Here is a 3153-nt window from a genome sequence, read left to right as displayed (position 1 = left end):
GGTACCCGGGGTGAAGCCGACGACCAGGGTGAGTCCCTCATGGGCGGCAAGGCTGCCGCTGCTCGCGCTGATCCGGGTTCCGGTCGTCGCCGCCGCACTCGAATCCGTGCTGATCTCGGAGCAGTCGGCCGAGGAATTCGTCGATCCCTGGAGGCACCTGGCCTGGCCGGTCAGCCGGCCGGTGAGCTCAGGGTCGACCGTGAGCGTCGCGGAGACGGAGCCGAAGGGCTGGGCCCAGCCGGTTCCGTTGACCTCCCAGTAGAACTCCTCATCCTGCGCATCCGTCGGAACGAGGGTCACGTCACGCTGCGTGTATGTGATCACATAGGTCTGCGCGCCGTGCACGTAGCCGTCGGCTGCGCTCGTCACGATGAAGAAGTCGCCGGCGTCGCTCTCGCTCGTGTCGCTCGGCCGCGGGGCACCGTTCTCGTCGGTGACGCTCACAAGGTCGATCCCGGTCGGATGCCCGTCGTAGTGGCTCGGGATCGACCGACGGATGCCGTGGTTCTGATCGAAGTCCGGGAACCGGGCGACGATGGTCTCCGTCGTCGTCAACGCGGAGTGCCCGTCCGCTGACCGGCTGAGCACGAAGTCGGAGTGCATCGAATCGAAGCTGAAGTCGTCGACGCCGCCGGGCACGGAGCCGGCGGGCTGCCCCAGGGGCGCGGCCGCGACGGCCGCCGCGGGCACCGACAGGGTGAGGAGGGCGAACGCGCCCAGGATGGTGACGAACAGGGATCGAGCCAATCGGCGCATGCCCCCACTCTAGCGAGCGGGCTGGGGCGCAGACGTCGCTTCGGCCGTGGCCGTGATGCGGTTGGCCATCCCGCTGAAGATGATCCCGTGGAACGGCAGGATCGAGAACCAGTAGAGCCGGCCACCGAGGCCGCGTGGGAAGAACACGGCACGCTGCCGGTAGACGGAGCCACCGTCCGCGGCCGGTTCGGCGGTCATCTCGAGCCAGGCCAGCCCGGGAACCCGCATCTCGGCACGGAGCCGGAGGAAACGCCCGCGCTCGAGGCTCTCCACCCGCCAGAAGTCGAGCACGTCGCCGGTGTGCAGCCGTTCCGCGTCGCGCCGGCCACGGCGGAGCCCGACGCCGCCGACGAGCTTGTCCGCCCAGCCGCGCACGGCCCAGGCGAGAGGGAATGAGTACCAGCCGTTGTCGCCGCCGATGCCCTCGATGATGCGCCACAGTTCGGCGGGCGCCGCGGGGGTGTGCTTCGTACGAACGTCGGTGTAGACGAGGTGCCCCGCCCACTCCGGGTCGCTCGGCAGCGGGTTGCTGCTCGCCCCCTCGATCGAGGCGTTCCGCCAGCTGGTCTCGACGTCGCCGTCGCGCATCCGCCCGAGCGCGAGCCGCACGGCCGTGCGGTACCCGGTGAGACCGCCGTCGGGGACGGGGATGTACCCGTCGATGTCGTGTTCGCCCATCACGCAGTCGTTCTGCAGGGAGGCGATGATCGGCACGGCGAGGTTGCGCGGGATCGGGGTGACGAGGTTGACCCACTGCGAGGCGAGCCACGGGGTCAGCACCGGCAATGAGGCGATCGGGCGCTGGCGAAGTCCCGCCTCGAGGGCGTAGCCGTTCATCATCTGCCCGTAGCGGAGCACGTCGGGACCGCCGATATCGAAGGTTCGGTTGACGGAGTCGGGCAGGTCCGCCGCGGCGACGAGGTAGTAGAGCACGTCGCGCACGGCGATCGGCTGGATCTTGTTCCGCACCCACTTCGGTGCGGGCATGTACGGCAGCACGTCGGTCAGGTGCCGGATCATCTCGAAGGACGTCGAGCCGCTCCCGATCACGACGCCGGCCTGCAGGGCGGCTGTCGGCACGCCGGAGGCCAGCAGGATCCGTCCGACCTCGGCCCGGGAACGCAGGTGCCGGGAGAGGGTCTCGGTGTCCGGGTGCAGCCCGCCGAGGTAGACGATCCGCGAGACGCCGGCCGCCGCAGCTGCCGACGCCACCGTGCGGGCGGCCCGCGCCTCGGCCTGCTCGAAGTCGCCCGAACTGCCCATCGCGTGCACGAGGTAGTAGACGACGTCGATCCCGGCGCACGCCGCGTCCACGGCGTCGGCGTCTGCGAGGTCGCCGACCCGGATGTCCACCCGGTCCCGCCAGGGGACGTCGGTGAGCTTCTGCGGCGAGCGCACGAGCACGGTCACCTCGAATCCGGCGTCGAGGAGGAGCGGAACCAGCCGCCCGCCGATGTAGCCGGTCGCCCCGGTCACGAGTGCTCGTCTGGCAGTCATGGTCAGAGCCTAGGGCGAATGCCGGCGCTGAGGCTGGGAGCCTGCCGGGCCTGTGGATGAATCGCTCGCGCTCGATGCGAATCCGGCAGGATCGGCGCATGACTCTTCGACTCGACCCCCGGTATCCGCTCGTCTGGCGCTCGCCGGACACCATCCAGCTCGGCGTCGACCACCCGGCGCTCCGCCTCCGCGTGCCCGGCCCCGGCCTCGAACGCGTCATCGACGCGCTCCGGTCCGGGGTGCCCCGCAGCGGCGCCGTCATGCTCGGCCGCACGGGCGGGGCGACTGCAGAATCCGTCTCCGCCCTCCTCGCCGCGCTCCGCCCGGTCCTGCTCGACGACCTCGGGCCGGAGTCCTCGACGCCGGCGCTCCGGCACTGGGTGTCCGTCGACGGGCGCGGCACGACGGCCGCGCGGCTCCGTTCCTTCCTCGACGACCTCGGGCTCGACACCCACGAACTCGACGACGGTGTCGGCGGAAGCGCACGGGTCGCCGACGATTCCGGCTACGGCACCGGCATCCGTTTCAGCACCGCGAGCCGCACCGGCGCGGATGCCGCCGCCCCCGCGGACACGGACCTCGCGGTGATCATCGGCCGGTTCGCGATCGAGCCGGCACGCTACCGGCGCTGGCTGAACCGCGACGTGCCGCACCTGCCGGTCGTGTTCGGAGACCGGAAGGTGCGGATCGGCCCGCTCGTGGAGCCGGGGCTGGGCCCGTGCCTGTTCTGCCTCGAGCAGGCCAGGGTCGACGCCGACCCGGCCTGGCCCGCGATGGCGAGCCAGCTGGCCCACCGGCCTGCGCCGACGGAGTCAGCGCGTCGTGGCCTCGAGGTCGCTGTCCGGGTTGCGGGGATCGTGCAGGATCGGGTGCTGTCCGGTCACTCGGCGCTCGCGGGCG

At 71.5% G+C, this 3153-nt stretch carries 3 protein-coding genes; 1 reads left to right on the top strand and 2 read right to left on the bottom strand.

Translation table 11 applies throughout. From position 1 onward, the window contains the following. Both QN345_RS17210 and QN345_RS17205 read right to left on the bottom strand, forming a co-directional pair. The coding region (locus QN345_RS17210; protein ID WP_323508947.1) for a DUF2207 domain-containing protein at positions 1-756 on the bottom strand (756 nt) is incomplete at its 3' end. A gap of 9 nt (positions 757-765) precedes the next feature. Next, a complete protein-coding gene (locus QN345_RS17205) occupies positions 766-2253 on the bottom strand; it encodes an SDR family oxidoreductase (protein ID WP_134449560.1) in 1488 nt (495 codons plus the stop codon). Between the two features lie 98 nt (positions 2254-2351). Here QN345_RS17205 and QN345_RS17200 point away from each other — a divergent pair. Beyond that, the coding region (locus tag QN345_RS17200; RefSeq protein ID WP_323508946.1) for a hypothetical protein at positions 2352-3153 on the top strand (802 nt) is incomplete at its 3' end.

This window comes from Cryobacterium sp. 10I1, assembly GCF_035019805.1.
GTDB classification, from domain to species: Bacteria; Actinomycetota; Actinomycetes; order Actinomycetales; family Microbacteriaceae; genus Cryobacterium; species Cryobacterium glucosi.
Note: the sequence above shows the minus strand (reverse complement) of the source record. Positions and strands in the feature narration are given on the sequence as shown.

What these genes read in the sequence shown, in the direction of transcription:
- QN345_RS17205 (WP_134449560.1), bottom strand. Translation starts at nt 2,253, where the DNA reads ATGACTGCCAGACGAGCACTCGTGACCGGGGCGACCGGCTACATCGGC.